We start from the raw sequence: 16,180 nt of genomic DNA, 5'->3' as shown, positions 1-16,180 counted from the left end.
TTCTTATTTTTTTACCGAAATTACAAATTTATTCCCCTTTTCTACGGGAATTTGTTCAAAATCTGCTTCAATAACTTTAATTCGTGAGCTGATATTTTTCAATCCGGCTCCTTTAGATATAGCATATTGCTCTTTGAAATTAAAAGGAATACCATTGTCCTGTATCTCGATTTGATAGTGTTCCGGCGAATCGCTGAAAATAAAAGAACAAGACGTTACCTTTCCGTATTTCATCATATTAGAAGTAAACTCCTGAAGTATTCTGAACAATTCATACGCTTGCTCTGCAGGTATCTGATATCCTGAACCGTTATCGGTTAAAGTAAAAATGGCTTCTGCACTGGTATTAATACGATCGAGATAATCTTTAAATGCAGGCTGAAAGCCGGCTTTTTCCAGTAAAGGCGGCATCAATTTATAAGAGACCAAACGTGTATTCTCTAATGCAGCTTCTACTCCTCCTTTAATCTCAGAGAACATTTGCTTTTTTCCATCATCTGTTTCTGTTCGGAGTAAAATAGCAATAAAGTTCCGTACTGCGTTTAAATCACCGGAAACTCCATCATGAATATCCGCAGCTATACGTTGGCGCTCTTTTTTTTCACTTTCCAAAGAGGTTTTCAAAAGCAACTCAGCTTCTTTTCTCTTTATCTTTAGTAAATTCGTCTGGTAAAAAACGGCCAAAAACAATAGAACAAAAACCAGAATTACAATTAGTCCGGTTCCTATTATGATTAAACTCCCAACTTGACTTGAATAATCCACCTATACATCTTTTAATCAGAACAATGCTCATATTAGCCGCTATTCGGGCAAATATTGTATCATTTGACTCTTATTTAGGCATCAAAATTACAAAAGTTGCTAAATTTTCAACTCACTTTAGTGTTTTTTTCGAGCGCGATTTTAAAATAACCACAAGTAAGACAATTTTTGTTATAACATTCAATAACGCAATAATCACCCAAAAACTGGTGATACCTAATTTTTCCTGTCGTAAATAATCAGCCATTAAGAGGACCAAAAAAGTTCCGCAATAGAAAACCAGAAAGACTGAAATATAATAAAATACCGGGCGATCATACAAAGGAGATTCGTCCATTTTCTTAAAGACCTCTACAAACCATTGAACGCTCAATGTTACCACCATCAATACCATTATCATATTAATTGGCATATCGTCATATACCTTTTGATCAAAAGAAAAGTCTTTGAGCAGATAAGCATAAACCAAAAAATACAAAATACCGAAAAAATACGCTATCTTTTTATTATCCAATAATTTATAATAAAAATATAAAACAGTAAAAAATTCAATAAGACAATAAAAACGATACCATATAGTTGTAGAAATCCTGAAATATTTTTGATTCAGAGGGTCAAAAATACTAACTGCAAATGTTAATACTAAAAACGGTAAAAGGTAAACCGTTTCCCGGTTTACCTTTTTATGATTATACATATAAGTGAGTAATAAAGATACTCCAAATACATAAGAGATATTAGCTAGAATATTTAATGGCGACAAAACGAAACTCTAATTATTTAATAAACTATTAGTATCACAATCCGGTGGACATGGTGCTGTTCTATCAATAATTACAGCCGTCATATCATTACCTTCTGCGTCCACTCCGATTAAAACGGGAGAAAATCGTTCCAGATCTTCATCATAACCATTATAAAGACGAATTCCCATACATCCTTCCTGATTTAATATCAAATTTACCTTTTCAATTCCTACGAACGAACATTGAATTTCATTCGGATACTTCACTTTGAATGCATTAATTAATTTCTTTGCTGCATCAATGGAGATAACTTCCCCACAATTTGGATTAATAGCCATAGTTTAATTATTTAAGATTTGTTATTAGTAATTTTAAATTTTCCTTTTAGCACATTCCACACGATTTTTAGCGCCAAAAAAGAATAAGCCAAAACAACAAAATGTTTAAACCCTAACCCCATAAAATAGTTAAGAACCAAAGAAATTGTCAAATATGCTATAGAATAAAACATGGTATTAATAAAAATAGCAGAACCATCTTCGTACTTTTTGTCGTGAGATAAAAATAACAGCACTGTCGTTAAACTAATATTCATTAAAAACCATGTTATAGAAAATAAAACGCTTAACAATAATATGAAATAAAAATCGAAATCCAAAAGAAGCGGACTATCTAATTCATCTATCAGATCGTGCTTAAAAAGAAAAATAGCAATTAAAAAGTAATGAGCCTGCCCGAAAATCGATAATACAATTTTCGGATAGCTTAACCTGAATCGTAAGAGTTTCACTATGTTGCTCATCACTTTTTTAACTTGCTTTCAAAATGAAAAATTTAATTAACTAAATACCCCTACCAAATTAACCTCATTATTCCATTTTGTCTTTTCCAAAGTTACCTGCTCCCACTAATACGGACAATACTTAGTTTTGGGTATTTTTATACCTAATATTCGGTATTTCTTCGTCAAAAAGCACTATTTGCCACTTTGTCATTCATTTTCTTTTTTTCATTACCTTTGGTTTACTAACCAAAAACTAAACGCTTATGTTATTCAATCCTATTGCTGTAATTGTAGCAGCACTTTCTACCTTTGTAGTGGGTTTTATTTGGTATAATCCTAAAGTTTTCGGAACTATCTGGATGCAGGAATCCGGTATAACGGAAGAAAAAGCGAAACAAGGCAACATGATCAAGATCTTCGGACTTACATTGCTTTTTTCGATCATGATCGCTTTCATGTTACCCACATTTGTCATCCACCAGATCGGTGCTTTGCAAGCTTCAGGAGGAAATGTTACTGATGAAGCTTACCTTGCCTTCATGCAAGTTCACGGAGAACGTTTTCTTTCCTTCAAACACGGTGCATTACATGGCTTTATTTTAGGCTTATTTTTTGTACTCCCGATTACGGCAGTTAACAGCTTGTTTGAACAAAAATCATGGAAATACATCTTAATTACAAGTGGTTATTGGATCGTTTCTCTTACTATAATGGGAGCCATTATCTGCGGCTGGCACTAATTGGTTCACTTATCAGTACATTTCAATTTGAAAAATATCACTTTTACTATATTTCAGAATGTAAACGATCTACCAGAAAATTGGGATCAAGTTTCGCATTATAATCATTTTTTACAAACTCCTTATTTACAGGTCCTGCAAGAATCAGCACCTGTAAATATGGAGTGTTTCTTTATTGGTATTTTTGAAAAAGAAACACTAATAGGAACGGCATTAGCCCAGTATTTAGACCTAAATAAACTGGAGTCTTTCGGAGAACGGGATCATTGCTTAAAAACCAGTATTCGGAATTTTGTTTTTAAAAATTTCGCCTCTCATGTCCTTTTCTTAGGCAACAATATGATTACCGGACAAAACGGATATACCTTTAACAAAACAATCGGTTTTCAAGAAATCAGCCGTTTAATGGTTGAATGTGCTGAAGCCTTAATCACCTATTTTAAAGAAAAAGGGATTAAGATACATCTGGTCAGTTTTAAAGATTTTTACAATGACTGTTCGTCAGAGTTAAAAAAACACGATTTTAGATCCATCTATGAATTTTCAGCGCAACCCAATATGGTTCTCATGATACATCCAAACTGGAAAAGCATGAATGATTACACCAGTGCCCTTATCAAAAAATACCGGGATCAATATAAAAGAGCCCGAAAGAAATTTGAAGGAATCACTATAAAAGAGCTTTCTTTAGAAGATGTTTTAGCAGAAGAAGACCGACTGTATGAATTGTATCATTACGTTGCTTTAAATGCACCGTTCAATACGTTCTTTTTAGCTGAGAATCATTTTTCCACTTTTAAAAAACAATGCGGCAACCGCTTCAGAATCTGTGGCTATTATAAAGACGGAGTTCTGATTGGTTTTCATTCATTATTGCTGAATGATGAAACTTTAGAAACGTACTTTCTGGGGTATGACGAAAAAATCCAGAAAGAGAAACTTTTATACTTGAACATGCTTTATAACATGACCGAATTCGGAATTGAAAACGGCTTTAAGAAAATCATTTTCGGACGAACGGCATTAGAGATCAAAAGTTCCATAGGAGCTCAAGCCATTAAAATGTCCGGATTTATTTTTCACACCAATTCACTAATCAATCGTTTTATTGAACCCTTGTTTACTCGACTTGAACCAGACGTTTCGTGGCAAGAACGACATCCTTTTAAATAACCCGTTTTAGATAGCATCGATCTCCATTTGAACCATTTCCCAGTTTTCCATCAATTGGTCTAAATCTTTCTTTTTCTGTTCGTATGCAGCAAAAAAGGAACTATCCTGCATCAATTTTTCATAGTTCACGGCTAGCTCTTCATCATCTTTTTGAATTGCTTTTTCAAGCTGATTGATCTGGCTTTCAATTTTGCTCAATTTGTTCTGCAATGATTTTTGTTTCTTTTGCTCTTCATAAGAAAGACTTTTCTTTTCTTGTTGCACTGTCTGTTTTGCGGAAGAAACAGCTTCATCACTTTTTTCAATTTCACGCATATTCTGGGCGTTTCGCTGCTCTAAAAAGAAATTGATATCTCCCAAATATTCTTTTATTTTCTGGTCTTTAAATTCATAAACTGTATTGGTCAATCCTTGTAAAAAATCACGATCGTGCGAAACAATTAACAATGTACCTTCAAAATCGCGTAAAGCTGCTTTCAAAACATTCTTAGACTTAATATCTAAATGGTTGGTAGGCTCATCCATCAACAACACATTAATAGGCCGTAAAAGCAATTTACAAAGTGCTAAACGATTGCGTTCTCCTCCCGACAGTACTTTTACCTTTTTCTCAACATCGTCTCCTCTGAACAAAAAAGCACCTAACATATCTCTGACTTTAGAACGATTTGCATCATTTGCAGCATCCAACATCGTGTCCAATAGTGTTTTTTCGCCATCTAAATATTCTGCCTGATTTTGAGCAAAATACCCCAATTGTACATTGTGCCCCAACTTTATCGTTCCTTCATAAGGAAATTCATCAACAATAGCTTTTATAAAAGTTGATTTTCCCTGACCGTTTTGACCGACAAAAGCAATTTTATTTCCGCGTTCTACTAAGAGAGAAATATCCGAAAGCACTTTTTTATCACCGAAAGCTTTAGAAACATGTTCCGCTTCTACTACTACCTTACCGGGAGTAACCGAGATCGGAAAAGTGATCGACATCACTGAATTATCGTCTTCATCCACTTCAATTCGCTCAACCTTTTCCAGTTTTTTGATCAATGATTGCGCCATGGATGCCTTAGAAGCTTTGTATCTGAACTTTTCTATCAGTTTTTCTGTTTCTTCAATTTTCTTTGCTTGATTTTTAGATGCTGCCAATTGGATTTCCCGTTGTTCTTTTCGGGCTATCAGATATTTTGAATACGGCTTATTATAATCATAAATTTTACCCAATGATATCTCTATCGTTCTGTTGGTCACATTATCCAGAAACATCTTATCATGGGAAACAATAACAACCACTCCCGGAAAATTCTTTAAGAAACTCTCCAACCAGATGATACTTTCAATATCCAGGTGGTTGGTCGGCTCATCCAGCAGTAAAACATCATTACTTTGCAACAAGAGCTTTGCCAGTTCAATACGCATTCGCCATCCGCCGGAAAAAGACTCGGTAGGATTATTGAATTCTTCTCTTTTGAACCCTAAGCCCAATAGTACTTTCTCGGTTTCACCTTTGTAATGATACCCTCCTAATATTTCGTATTGATGCGTTACTTCACTTAACTCATCAATCAAATTATGATATATTTCGCTTTCATAGTCCGTTCTGTTAGCCAACTGATGGTTGATGTCATCAATGCGTAATTCTGCCCTTATAATCTCTTCAAATGCCTGATAAGCCTCTTGAAGAACCGTGCGCCCTCTTTCAAAATCTATATCCTGACGTAAGAAACCTATCTTGACTTCTTTTTCAGTGGCAATTGTTCCGGAATCGGGTTTCATATCACCGGATAAAATCTTCAACATGGTTGATTTTCCTGCACCGTTCTTCCCTACGAGTCCCACCCGGTCTCCTGAACCTAAACGAAAAGTCACTTCTTCAAAAAGGTAAGTACCTCCAAATGAAACCGATAAATTATGTATATTCAGCATTGTTATTTTTTGTTACAATTGTTACAGATATGCATACAAGTTGTAGTATCTTTGTATAAATTTTTTGCAAATGTTAAAAAAAGGATCGAAACTCTATAGCATTTTAACAGGAACTTGTCCTAAATGCAACGAAGAGAGTATGTATGAGGATCCCAATCCTTATCATATCAGCAAGATATATAAAATGCATGAAACTTGCAGTCACTGCCATACAAAATATCAAATTGAGCCTTCATTTTTTTATGGTGCCATGTATGTGAGTTATGCTTTGGGAATTGCTTTTAGTGTGGCTGCATTCATTATTTCTTATGTTTTTATCGGAACAAACCTGAAAACAGCTTTTATCGCCATCATAGGAACATTGGTTGTTTTTATGCCGGTAATCATGAGGCTTTCAAGAAGTATATGGATCAACTTTTTTATCAATTATGATAAAGACTGGAAAAAACATCTAAACGAAAAAAGAGCTAAGATTTAGCTCTTTTTTTATAATACCTTTCAATGTTAATTTCCTTATCCAAAGGGAGTCCTTCTTCAATATGTCGGAGTAAACTCTGAGCTAAGAAAGGTCCTAGCATTACTCCTCGTGTACCAAGACCATTCAACAGATGCACGTTATTATATTGGTAATGTGTTCCCACCAGCGGTCTTCTATCTTTAACCGTCGGGCGAACCCCAGCTAAATGTTCCACTACTTCATATTCACAGGTAATCAGTTCATTTAACTTTTCCAACAGCTCTTCTTTGCCTTCTTTTGTCGGTAAATTCGTTTTATCACTCCAGTTGTAGGTTGCTCCCACTTTATAGATTTCATTCCCAACAGGCAAAATAAAGACGCCCGATTTAATAATTTCTTTTAGTTGTAACTCCGGCGCTTTTATATGTAGCAACTCACCTTTTGTACCATCTAATGGCAAATCATTAAAATAAGGGTTCTGATGTAAACCGAAACCTTCAGCAAAAACAATATGTTTAGCTTTATACTCTTTATAAGAAACAAATTCATTATTTATTTCTAGGCTGTCGTATGCAAAGGAATCGTTTACCAAAAATTCTCTTTCCTTTAAATATTCTCTGTAGCTCAACACCATTTTCTGAATATCTAAATAACCCGAATGCAATACCTCTCCGAAGCCATAAGGTGCCGGACAATAATTATAATCATAATGCAATACCTTAGGATTCAAAAAGGCTGACAATTTAGGTTTATCGGCAGCTACAAACCAATTATTTTGCTCTTCAATAGAAGCGAATTTCCTTAAAATAGGCATCGGAAAATCAAAAGTAACACCCAGTTTTTGCTCTAATCTCGGGTAAAATACTGAAGCTATATCCAATTGTTCCTGAGCCTTCCATATCTCGCTAAAACGCTTCAAAACAACAGGATTATACAAGCCTCCGGCTACCATTGAAGAAGGCTGCGAATCATTCTCAAAAACTAAAATAGTTTTACCGTTTTGCAACGCAAATTCAGCAAAACAAACACCGGCTAATCCCGAACCTACAATTAAATAATCTACCATACTACAAAAATAAAAAACTCCCATCATAGATAGGAGTTTTAAAATTAAATTGGAGAAAAATTATATTAATAATTCCACATATCTTGTTCGAAATCTCGGATCTTTTCTTTGATTCTGTCCGCTTCTAACAATTGCATCTGAGCATTTTCCTGCATGTAATCTTTAATTTCACGATCACCATAAACGTTCTCTTCTAAGTAAATAACCGAACTAAAACGTCTTGCATTCAACAAGTGATCAAAAGAGAAAGGCATTGCAGAGTTTCTGTCATTAAATGCTTTTGCTTCATGCAAAATATCTCTTACTGCCGGGAAATAAACCCAGAATAATTCGATATAATCTTTTTCGTCGTTATTCATTGTATAAACATCAGGAACAACCGGACAAATACCTAACATACGGTATTTTAATTCTCCTTGACGTTTATCAAAATACCAGTAACCAACAACTTTATAAGAGTCTACGTGGTAAGCTTCGATCTGAGTTTTTGTAATGAACTCTTCAGGAATAGCTTCACCGGCATTAAAATATTCACGACCGGCATCAGTAGTATCTATATATACTAAAGAAGCCTCAATATCTTTTAATGATTTTTTATCCGTAAAATAACTTGAGTCATAGACTTCAGTGATTTTACCGTCTTTAATAGCATTAATCAAGACATTGTACAAAGGTTGTCTTTCCTTTGTTTTCATGATTTCACCTTCAACAGGAAAGTAATAAGGAAAATTCACTCTTTCATCAAGGTCAATAATCTCCCAAATTCTCTTACCCATCAATACATCTCTATCCATTACGTATCCGTAAGGTAGTGGCTTATCATTATCAGCTACTAATTCAGCTTCTGTTTTCTTCCCGATTTGGTCAGGAGTCTTTGCATTTAATAAATTAGATTGCGCAAATGTTAAAGTAGAACTTAAACCTAATGCTGCAACTAAAATAACTTTTCTCCAATTCATTTTATTTCCTTTTAGAGTTTAAACTATAAACTTAAAATTATTGTATTTCAAATGTACAAGGTGCAGTTTTCTTCAACATGATTGAACTTCCTTGTAATTTTGTTTTAATTTCAGAAATGATAATTACATCACCTCTACTAGCTTTTGAAATAGCCGCTTTTGCTCTTCCGTCCATTTTGTTTCCTGAAACAACGATTGTAGGTTGTCCCGGAACTTTAATATTGAACCCAACAACATTAACATTCAATTCAAAATCAAAGTCATCCAATTCAGCTGTAACAGTTGATACCTCTAAACTTGATTTAGGACCTTTAGCTGCAACTTCTCTTCTGATTTTACCTTGAGGAGCAGGAATATCTTTAATTCTGAATGTTTTCTTATCAGAAACCCCTTGTCCGTCAGGTAATTTACCAGTAACATTGATTGTAACTTCTCTACCTTGTCCTGGACTCATATTATATTGCCCAACTTTAGAACCTTTAGATAAACCAGGTGCACTAGCTGAAACTTTATCGTCAGAGATACCTGCAAATGAAATAGTCATCGGGTTAACAACACCACGGTAAACAACATTCATTTTGTCAGCAGAAATTGTAGCTGAATTCGGTTTAGGAACTACTACATAGTTTCCTTTAATATCGATATCAACCGGTTTTCCTTCTTCCATGAATGTGAATTTACCAGTAATATCATGCTCACCAACATTTCCTGCATTGAACCCTAACATAACCTGACCGTCTTGTAATGAATTAGCCAAGTCAACTTCTCCACCGTTAACTACAACTTTAGTAGGAACAGTTGATTTGTCGTAACGACCTAAAACAACTTTACCTTTAAATTGCTCACCAGCGAAAAAAGCAGATTTTTCAGGAATTACAATTGCATTATAGTTTTTAAAAGAAGCTGCTTCTTTTAAAGTATTACCCATAAATACATTATAAACACCTGCTTCTAATGTTTTAACATCATTTTGTAAAGCACTTAATTTAGCGATTGTTGCAATTGCAGGGAATCCTTTGAAGTGATAATCCAAATATTTTTTGTTTACTCCTTCACCATCTTTAACATCACTTGTGTTAAATTTAGTTTCCAATTCTTTAACAATAGGCTGATAAGTAGCGCCTTCACCTAAAACAGATTTAATTCCGTTTCTATATTTGTCAAAAGCATCAATAATTTTCTTACCTTCAGCTGAATATCCGTCACCAGAGAACCATAGTTCATCAATTGTAGACTTATCCATAGCTTCATAAGGTAATTTTCCATCTTCTTCTTTTTCAAAACCAGCTTCGATTGAAGCTTTAGTTTTTCCTAAGAAATCATAAAATTCATTTGAAACTTTAGCAATTTGATCTGCTTTTCTTTTTGATTCACCGAAACGAGTAGGGTCATCACTCGCTTTAGTATCTAAAGCTCCTAATAACTTAGAGTTATAATCTTTTTGGTTAACGTTAGCTGTATCAAATTTTTCATTCATCAAACCGAAAGCGGTCAAAACCTCTTTCGACATATTTAAAGCTAGCATCGCGATGAAAACCAAGTACATCAGGTTAATCATCTTCTGTCTAGGGGTTAATTTTCCTCCTGCCATTTCTTAATAATTTTGTCTTTTTGATTGTTATAAATTAAGTTGAATAAATGATAATCTTAAAAAATTATCTATTACTCATAGCAGAAAGCATACCTCCGTAAACAGCATTCAATGAAGCAATATTAGAAGTCATTGATTGCATTTGCTCTTTTAATTTAGCAGCATTTTCAGCGATTTCTTCATTAGCAGCAGCATTTTTCTGTGCACTGTCTAATTGAGATTGATATAAACTATTTAAAGTTTCTAAGTTTTTAGCAGCACTTACCATCTCATCAGCATATTTCTTTTGAGAAGCGATTGCATCAACAGTAGGAGCAATATTTTTAGCTGCACCTTCAAAGTTTTTGATACTGTTTCCTAAGCTTTCCATTAAAGCTCCGTCAATTTTAGCATCTTTTAATAAGCTGTCTAATTTTTGAGACAATAATCCTTGTGCTTCAGCTGGATTTTCAGCTTTTTTCCCTTTTTCTTTTGGTTGTCCACCTGCCAATTCAGGATAAACTAAAGACCAGTCTAATTCTTTTTCTACAGGCTCGAAAGCTGATAAAGCGAAGATGAACGCCTCAGTTAACAACCCTACAATAAGCATAGGTCCAGCACCAGGCCAGTGCATCAATTTGAACAACGCTCCAACGATTACTACTGCCGCTCCCATTCCGTAAAGGAATCCCATTGCTTTTTTACTTAAAATTGCCATAATAAATAATTTTTAGTTAGTTAAGTTAATTATAATTAAAATTGGTTAAATATTAGTGTTTATTATTTTGGTCTTGTTCCCGTTGCTGCCGTACCCATGTAATCCTGAACCGTTCTGAAACCGATGTAACTACGAGCAGAATCTGCATATTCAAAGTCACGAGTACCTACTTGCAAGAAGTATCCAACATCTTTCCAAGAACCTCCTCTAACAACTTTTCTCTGATTTTTTTGATCCGGAACATTCGGATTCATTGTAGATACAAACTCATAAGATCCCGGGTCGTAAGAAGATTGCGTCCATTCTGCAACGTTACCTGCCATATTGTACAAGTTGAAGTCGTTTGGCTCGTAAGATTTAGCCTCAACAGTATACAATGCACCGTCAGCAGCATAATCCCTCTATTCGGCTTGAAGTTAGCCATAAAACAACCTCTGTCATTTTTAGCATAAGGACCACCCCAAGGGAAAGTTCCTGACTCTACACCACCTCTGGCAGCATATTCCCATTCTGCCTCTGTTGGCAAACGGAAAGAGTTAACCTGATCTCTTCCTTTTTTCTTTTTGATGTATGAATTTTTATATAAAGTTCTCCATGCACAAAATGCTTTTGCCTGATTCCATGACACTCCTACTACAGGATATTCATCGTAAGCAGCATGCCAGAAATAATCATTATGCATAGGCTCATTATAAGAATAAGCAAAATCTTTAATCCAAACTGTAGTATCAGGATAAATCTCGATCGGAGGATTTTCGCTATACAAACCTTTTCTTCCTTTCTTTTTAACCGCTTTATTCCAATCTACTTCTTTATATCTGAACTGTAATTTAGAAACATCAATTGTTTTTAATCCGTTATACGATTCTGATTCTGGTAAGTACATAGAATCCATAACTTCAACATAATACTCATCCGGATATTTTTGAGGATCGTCGATCAATTTCGCTTTATGATTCAATTTTCTACCCGCATACATATCATCGTCTGTTCCTAAGCTATAGTAATTCTCATACATATACTTATCGTAAGGCGACATTTCTTCCACATTCGCATCGGCAAAAGCATAGTCTCCGATACTACCTGTCGCTTTTCCGTTTCCTCCGTCACCAGAACCACCACCTACTTCGTCTGCAAGAATAGCAAGTCTTGTTCTAATAATAGAGTCTTTTACCCAACTAACAAATTGACGATACTCTGCATTTGTAATCTCAGTTTCATCCATGTAAAACGAACGAACAGTTACAGTCTTTGTCGGAGCGTCTTGTATATTGGCTAAATCATCGTCTGATTTACCCATAATAAAAGCTCCGCCAGGAACTAAAGTCATTCCGTATGGTTTTTCAGGATGCCATTTTTTACTTTTTGCACCAACTAATTCACCTCTATCGCCCTTACCACAGCTGATAAACAATGACAAGATTGCTGAAAATGCAACTAACTTCTTCATATAAATTTGGGTTAAAAATATTTTTACTTTTTAAGGGCGTAAACCTATTCAATAATTTTGAAAAAAACAATATTTTTCGAAAAAAACCTTAAAAAAATCTTAAATGCCATGAATTCCTTGCATAAAATATTCATTTCAAGGGTAGTTTATAACAAATTACGCCGTTGTGCTTTCCACCACCGTTCCGGTATTTCCTGCTCACAAGCCGCTAAATAATCTTCATGCGAGCAAGGTAATAACGTATTTTTCTTTATTTTATTATCTACATCTGAAATAAATGGTATTTCTATCCACCATCTACCCGTTCTGTCACTCTTGTAAAAAATCAATTCTTCATCATCAATCGGAACAATATATTTAAAATAATTCTCTTTTGTTCCGAAAGGATATTCTCCCGACCTCAATGCGAAGCCCTCCAAGAAGTACCACAGGATTTGTGCCACCAAAGATACTTCTTTTGTTGAATTATTAAAATTAAAAATACCTAAAGTTGAAACTTTATCACTAATTCCCGCATACCTTATTAAAGCACATATTTCCTTTCCGTCAAAACCATTCGGATTAAAATGGTTGAAATTACCCGAAAAAGAAGACTGAACAGAGAACATATCCACACTTACTAAATCCGCATCTCTGAAAACCGGTTCAGCGATACTGATCGTATTGGATACCTGTCCTAACCTGTAAGCTTCAAAATACAACTTCTCAATTAAATCGATCTCCTCCTGCGAATTGAGATAAGTCTGATATCCTACATTAGCATAATTAAACAAATTATTAGGCTCTTCAACTATAATTCGTGAAAGATACGAATTAGCAACCGGATTATTCTCTTTCGCAAAATCAAACTTACTATCCACTGTAACCAAATTTACCATTTGCTCTAAAGCATCGAATGAACGGTAAACCGCATAGGTTAAATCCTGCGAACCTCCTATCACTATAGGAATTATTCTCTGCCGTAAAAGATCTTCACAAACCGATCGTACTAAAAAATAAGTATCTTCAATAGAATCTCCGGGAGAAATTGTTCCCAGATCAGCCAATACCAGAGACCAATTCCCCGGAAAAAGACCATAAAAATACTTTCTGAATGTCGTAAAATCTATATCCGTATTTGCTTCTACCATCCCCCTGTACTCGTTCACCGTAACCAAAGCTACTTGAACCCCCTCTAAATCCGGAAACTCTGCTTCTGTATTAAAAAGAGTCTTTTTCCCTAATGTTTGAGGCGATAAGGTTTCTACAAAATTTAAAAACTCATCACTTACAGGTCGCAAAAAATCAAACACCATACCTATTTCTTTTTAGCTGTTGCTTTTTTAGATGCTGTTTTTTTAGCCGGTGCTTTCTTTTCAATCAATTCTTTTACCTCCTCTAAGGTTAACTTTTCCGCATCCACTTCTTTCCCTAATTCTACCTTTGTTTTCCCCTTTAAAATAACCGAACGTCCCCAACGTGCTTTTTCTACACGGATTCCTTCTTCCGGCCAATCGTGAATTAATTTATCTTTTTCTTTTTGTATTTTATCTTGAATAAGCTCTATTATATCTTCCTGACTCAACTTGTCGAAATTATATTTTTTACTGACATTGATAAACATTCCGTCCCACTTAATGAACGGTCCGAAACGACCAACTCCTTTTTGAACCGGTTTTCCTTCGTAAGTAGCAATAGGAGCGTCTGCCTGCTTTTTTTCTTCTATCAGCTCAGCAGCTCTTTCTAATGTTACATCCAACGGTTCTTCCCCTTCGGCAAAGAAATAAATGTTTTCCCGAATCGGACATAAGGCCCGAAACGACCATTATTCACTTCTACTTCCTCCCCGTCATACGTTCCTAATGATTTCGGCAACAAAAACAACGTAAGCGCCTCATCCAAAGTAATAGTTCCGATATTCTGCTCCGGTAACAAACTTGCAAATTGTTTGTTTTCATCTTCAGCATCTCCTATCTGAGCCATTGGTCCGAATTTACCTAATCGAACCGAAACTTGTTTGCCGCTTTCCGGATGAACCCCTAAAATACGCTCTCCGGTCTCTCTGTCAGCATTTTTCTCCACATCCACTACATTCGGATGGAAATGACTGTAAAAATCTTTCATCATCTGCACCCAATCTTCTTTTCCTTCAGCAATCTCATCAAAGTCCTGTTCCACTTTTGCTGTAAAGTTATAATCTAATATCGTTTCAAAATTGGCCACCAAAAAATCATTTACGATCATCCCGATATCTGTCGGCACCAATTTTCCTTTATCAGATCCCGTCGTTTCCGTCAAGACCTTAGAAACCATATCTGTACCTATCAATGTTAACTGGTTATATTTTCGCTCCACTCCTTCATTAGAACCTTTTTCTACATAATTACGCGCAATAATTGTTGAAATTGTCGGCGCATAGGTCGACGGTCGCCCAATCCCTAATTCCTCTAATTTCTTAACCAATGACGCTTCTGTATATCGACTTGGCGGACGTGAAAAGCGCTCTGTTGCGACAATAGTATGATTCGCCAGTTTCTCTCCTACTTTTAAAGCCGGAAGCATTCCTTCCTGTTCTTCTTCATCGTCATCATGCCCTTCTAAATACACTTTTAAGAACCCTTCAAATTTGATCACCTCTCCACTGGCAGCAAAATATTCTTTATGACCGGTTGCTTCTATTTTTACATTTGTTCTTTCCAATTGCGCATCGCTCATTTGAGAAGCCAATGTTCTTTTCCATATCAAATCATATAATCGAGCCTGATCTCTGTCTAAATTTACTGTATGACGACTCATATCTGTAGGACGAATGGCCTCGTGCGCTTCCTGCGCTCCTTTTGACTTCGTCGCAAAATTGCGCGGTTGGGAAAATTCCTTACCATAGTAACTTTCTATTTCCGCTTTTGCTGCTTCCATAGCCTCCTGAGAAAGATTTACACTATCTGTTCTCATATAAGTAATCAACCCTGCTTCATACAACCTTTGAGCAATTTGCATGGTAATCCCTACCGGCAAATACAACTTACGCGCAGCCTCCTGTTGTAAAGTAGACGTTGTAAACGGGGCTGCCGGAGATTTTTTGGTTGGTTTAGTTTCCAGATCGCTTACCTTATAAGCAGAGCCAATATTTTGTTTTAAGAAAGTTTCTGCTTCTGCTTTTGATCTGAAGTTCTTCGGTAAACGCGCTTTAAAGGTTTTCCCGGCTTCATTTGCAAATTCTGCCACAACACTATAAGAAGCTTCTGCATTGAAATTTTGGATTTCACGTTCACGCTCTACTATCAAACGAACAGAAACCGACTGTACCCGTCCGGCAGAAAGTCCTCCCTTGACTTTTTTCCACAATACAGGCGACAATTCATACCCTACTAAACGGTCTAAAACTCTTCGGGCCTGTTGCGCATTTACTAAATTATAATCGATCCCTCTCGGGTTTTCAATTGCTTTTTGAATGGCAGACTTAGTAATCTCATGAAATACAATACGTTTAGTCTTTTCCGGCTTCAATTTCAATTCTTCTGCCAAATGCCAAGAAATAGCTTCTCCCTCGCGATCTTCATCGGAAGCTAACCAAACAATCTCTGCTGATTTAGCTAAATCCTTAAGCTTTTTTACTAACGACTTTTTATCGCCGGAAACTTCATATTTAGGTTTAAAATCATGCGCTACGTCCACGCCGATCTCCTTTGAAGGCAGATCTGCTATATGACCAAAACTCGATTCTACCTGAAACTCTTTTCCTAGAAATTTTTCGATAGTTTTTGCTTTAGCGGGTGACTCTACTATTACTAAATTCTTTGCCATGTCCAATTTTTGTTTGAGGCAAAAGTATAAGTTTTTTTTAAAT

The 16,180-nt window shown here is 35.5% G+C and carries 13 protein-coding genes and 2 pseudogenes; 3 read left to right on the top strand and 12 right to left on the bottom strand.

Annotation, left to right across the window (positions count from 1 at the left end; translation table 11 throughout):
* Positions 1 to 3 precede the first annotated feature (3 nt).
* The 4 genes from DI487_RS10065 to DI487_RS10050 all read right to left on the bottom strand — a co-directional run bounded on the left by DI487_RS10065 (position 4) and on the right by DI487_RS10050 (position 2,316).
* A complete protein-coding gene (locus DI487_RS10065; protein ID WP_109569523.1) occupies positions 4 to 765 on the bottom strand; it encodes a sensor histidine kinase in 762 nt (253 codons plus the stop codon).
* 112 nt (positions 766 to 877) lie between these two features.
* On the bottom strand, positions 878 to 1,462 hold the full coding sequence (locus DI487_RS10060) for a hypothetical protein (RefSeq protein ID WP_109569522.1): 585 nt from the start codon (positions 1,460 to 1,462) through the stop codon (positions 878 to 880).
* Positions 1,463 to 1,537: 75 nt separating this feature from the next.
* Positions 1,538 to 1,849 (bottom strand): hypothetical protein, encoded by a 312-nt coding sequence (locus DI487_RS10055; protein WP_109569521.1) that lies wholly within the window; start codon positions 1,847 to 1,849, stop codon positions 1,538 to 1,540.
* 11 nt (positions 1,850 to 1,860) lie between these two features.
* Entirely contained in the window at positions 1,861 to 2,316 is a 456-nt protein-coding gene (locus tag DI487_RS10050; RefSeq protein ID WP_218925767.1) for a hypothetical protein, read from the bottom strand.
* Between the two features lie 242 nt (positions 2,317 to 2,558).
* On the opposite strand from DI487_RS10050, the gene DI487_RS10045 reads away from it, so the two are divergent.
* Positions 2,559 to 3,035: a DUF1761 domain-containing protein gene (locus DI487_RS10045; RefSeq protein WP_109569519.1), complete on the top strand. Its 477-nt coding sequence runs from the start codon at positions 2,559 to 2,561 to the stop codon at positions 3,033 to 3,035.
* Between the two features lie 27 nt (positions 3,036 to 3,062).
* Positions 3,063 to 4,208: a GNAT family N-acetyltransferase gene (locus DI487_RS10040; RefSeq protein WP_109570660.1), complete on the top strand. Its 1,146-nt coding sequence runs from the start codon at positions 3,063 to 3,065 to the stop codon at positions 4,206 to 4,208.
* A 6-nt stretch (positions 4,209 to 4,214) separates the two neighbouring features.
* Here the strand turns inward: DI487_RS10040 and DI487_RS10035 are convergent, their stop codons facing one another.
* Positions 4,215 to 6,134 (bottom strand): ABC-F family ATP-binding cassette domain-containing protein, encoded by a 1,920-nt coding sequence (locus DI487_RS10035; protein WP_109569518.1) that lies wholly within the window; start codon positions 6,132 to 6,134, stop codon positions 4,215 to 4,217.
* A gap of 70 nt (positions 6,135 to 6,204) precedes the next feature.
* On the opposite strand from DI487_RS10035, the gene DI487_RS10030 reads away from it, so the two are divergent.
* Positions 6,205 to 6,612: a DUF983 domain-containing protein gene (locus tag DI487_RS10030; protein ID WP_109569517.1), complete on the top strand. Its 408-nt coding sequence runs from the start codon at positions 6,205 to 6,207 to the stop codon at positions 6,610 to 6,612.
* On the opposite strand, the gene DI487_RS10025 is transcribed toward DI487_RS10030, so the two are convergent.
* From DI487_RS10025 to topA, 7 genes and pseudogenes are all read right to left on the bottom strand, one after another.
* On the bottom strand, positions 6,602 to 7,684 hold the full coding sequence (locus DI487_RS10025) for an NAD(P)/FAD-dependent oxidoreductase (protein ID WP_317046211.1): 1,083 nt from the start codon (positions 7,682 to 7,684) through the stop codon (positions 6,602 to 6,604). The two genes, DI487_RS10030 and DI487_RS10025, sit on opposite strands and share 11 nt — an antisense overlap.
* Before the next feature lie 38 nt (positions 7,685 to 7,722).
* Positions 7,723 to 8,616 carry a type IX secretion system ring subunit PorN/GldN gene (porN, locus tag DI487_RS10020; RefSeq protein WP_109569516.1) on the bottom strand — a complete coding sequence of 298 codons (894 nt, stop codon included), beginning with the start codon at positions 8,614 to 8,616 and terminating at the stop codon, positions 7,723 to 7,725.
* Positions 8,617 to 8,653: 37 nt separating this feature from the next.
* Positions 8,654 to 10,207 carry a type IX secretion system motor protein PorM/GldM gene (gene porM, locus DI487_RS10015; protein WP_109569515.1) on the bottom strand — a complete coding sequence of 518 codons (1,554 nt, stop codon included), beginning with the start codon at positions 10,205 to 10,207 and terminating at the stop codon, positions 8,654 to 8,656.
* A 64-nt stretch (positions 10,208 to 10,271) separates the two neighbouring features.
* Positions 10,272 to 10,904, bottom strand: a complete 633-nt coding sequence (gene porL / locus DI487_RS10010; RefSeq protein WP_109569514.1) for a type IX secretion system motor protein PorL/GldL — start codon at positions 10,902 to 10,904, stop codon at positions 10,272 to 10,274.
* 62 nt (positions 10,905 to 10,966) lie between these two features.
* Positions 10,967 to 12,354, bottom strand: a pseudogene (gene porK, locus DI487_RS10005) (type IX secretion system lipoprotein PorK/GldK).
* Between the two features lie 146 nt (positions 12,355 to 12,500).
* Positions 12,501 to 13,649, bottom strand: a complete 1,149-nt coding sequence (locus DI487_RS10000; protein ID WP_109569513.1) for a formimidoylglutamase — start codon at positions 13,647 to 13,649, stop codon at positions 12,501 to 12,503.
* Positions 13,650 to 13,651: 2 nt separating this feature from the next.
* A pseudogene (gene topA, locus DI487_RS09995) lies at positions 13,652 to 16,137 on the bottom strand (type I DNA topoisomerase).
* Positions 16,138 to 16,180: the final 43 nt, after the last annotated feature.

The sequence above is a fragment of the Flavobacterium sediminis genome (assembly GCF_003148385.1).
Lineage (GTDB): Bacteria > Bacteroidota > Bacteroidia > Flavobacteriales > Flavobacteriaceae > Flavobacterium > Flavobacterium sediminis.
The sequence above is the reverse complement of the archived record's forward strand: the minus strand, read 5'-3'. Positions and strand labels throughout refer to the sequence as shown.

Excerpts from the sequence above, each read along its gene's own strand:
- DI487_RS10060 (WP_109569522.1), bottom strand. The coding sequence starts at position 1,462 with ATGTATAATCATAAAAAGGTAAACCGGGAAACGGTTTACCTTTTACCG.
- DI487_RS10000 (WP_109569513.1), bottom strand. The coding sequence starts at position 13,649 with ATGGTGTTTGATTTTTTGCGACCTGTAAGTGATGAGTTTTTAAATTTT.
- DI487_RS10025 (WP_317046211.1), bottom strand. The coding sequence starts at position 7,684 with ATGATGGGAGTTTTTTATTTTTGTAGTATGGTAGATTATTTAATTGTA.
- DI487_RS10030 (WP_109569517.1), top strand. The coding sequence starts at position 6,205 with ATGTTAAAAAAAGGATCGAAACTCTATAGCATTTTAACAGGAACTTGT.
- DI487_RS10045 (WP_109569519.1), top strand. The coding sequence starts at position 2,559 with ATGTTATTCAATCCTATTGCTGTAATTGTAGCAGCACTTTCTACCTTT.
- DI487_RS10055 (WP_109569521.1), bottom strand. The coding sequence starts at position 1,849 with ATGGCTATTAATCCAAATTGTGGGGAAGTTATCTCCATTGATGCAGCA.
- DI487_RS10035 (WP_109569518.1), bottom strand. The coding sequence starts at position 6,134 with ATGCTGAATATACATAATTTATCGGTTTCATTTGGAGGTACTTACCTT.
- porM (WP_109569515.1), bottom strand. The coding sequence starts at position 10,207 with ATGGCAGGAGGAAAATTAACCCCTAGACAGAAGATGATTAACCTGATG.
- porN (WP_109569516.1), bottom strand. The coding sequence starts at position 8,616 with ATGAATTGGAGAAAAGTTATTTTAGTTGCAGCATTAGGTTTAAGTTCT.
- porL (WP_109569514.1), bottom strand. The coding sequence starts at position 10,904 with ATGGCAATTTTAAGTAAAAAAGCAATGGGATTCCTTTACGGAATGGGA.